The 1,344-nt window shown below is 65.3% G+C and carries 1 protein-coding gene; it reads left to right on the top strand.

Features of this window, described 5'->3' with window-relative positions; genetic code table 11:
- Window positions 1–3: 3 nt before the first annotated feature.
- The coding region (locus ACWDSL_RS53425) for an AMP-binding protein (protein WP_450497019.1) at window positions 4–1,344 on the top strand (1,341 nt) is incomplete at its 3' end.

Here is a 1,344-nt window from a genome sequence, read left to right on the forward strand (position 1 = left end):
CGCATACAACTCAACAACACCCAAACCCTCGCCCAAACAGCCACCCAACTCCAAGACCAACAAACCCGCCTCATGCCACACCAACACCTAGGGCTTTCGCAGGTCCAACACTTGGCAGGGCATGACGAACTGTTTGACACCGTCGTAATTTTTGAGAATTACCCGCTCAACGTCTCAGACGCTCCTGATCCCGACAAGAATGGCCTGACATTCGTCAAGGAACGCGGTCGCAGCGGAACTCACTATCCCCTCAGTCTCATCGTGATGCCCGGGCAAGAACTCGTATTCCGTCTGGAGTATCAGGGCGATCTGCTTGAGCGTGAGTGGGTGGAGGCGCTGGCCAGCCGTCTGGTGCGCATATTGGAGGCGATGGCCACCGATCTCGATGTACCGGTCGGACAGGTTGATGTGCTGGGTGAAGCCGAGCGGCAGCAGCTGCTGTCCGGCTGGAATGACACGGCGCGTCGGATGCCGGATGCGGTGCTGCCGGAGTTGTTCGAGGCGCAGGTGGCACGTACCCCCGGCGCGGTCGCGGTCGTCTTCCAGGGCCGGGAGTTGACGTACGCGGAGCTGAACGCGCGGGCGAACCGGCTGGCCCGGTACCTGATCCGGCTGGGGGTCGAGCCGGGGCACCCGGTGGCGGTGTGGATGGAGCGTTCCGCCGATCTGATAGCCGTCCTGCTGGCGGTGCTGAAGACGGGCGGATACTACGTACCACTGCACGAGGGCCATCCCGTGGAGCGGCTGCGCTCGGTCATACGCGACTGCCGCGCCGACGTACTCCTCACCGACCGCCCCACACAGGCAGCCGGCTTCACCGCAGACGCCCGCCTGGTCGAGGTGACCGACACGCTCCTGACCACTGCCGACGCCGACGAAAGCAACCCGGCCCTGAACGGCAGGCATCCGCTCCAGCTCGCCTACGTGATGTACACCTCGGGCTCCACCGGCGAACCGAAGGGCGTGGCCGTACCGCACCGCGGTGTGGTGGAACTCGCCCTCGACAGGGCGTGGGCCGACACCGCACACCAGCGGGTGCTGATGCACGCCCCGCACGCCTTCGACGCCTCCGACTACGAGATCTGGGTCCCCCTGCTCTCCGGCGGCCGAATCGTCGTAGCGCCCAACGAACAGATCGATCCCAAAGCACTGCGCACGCTCATCAGCGATGGCCAAGTCACGGCCGTCGAGCTGACGGCGGGGCTGTTCCGGGTGATCGCGGAGGAGGATCCCGGGTGTTTCGACCAGGTCCAGGAGGTGCTGACCGGCGGTGACGTGGTCTCCCCCACCGCCGTCCAACGCGTACTCCAGGCCTGCCCGCACATCAGGGTGCGATCGCTGTAC

This window comes from Streptomyces sp. NPDC000941, assembly GCF_053599555.1.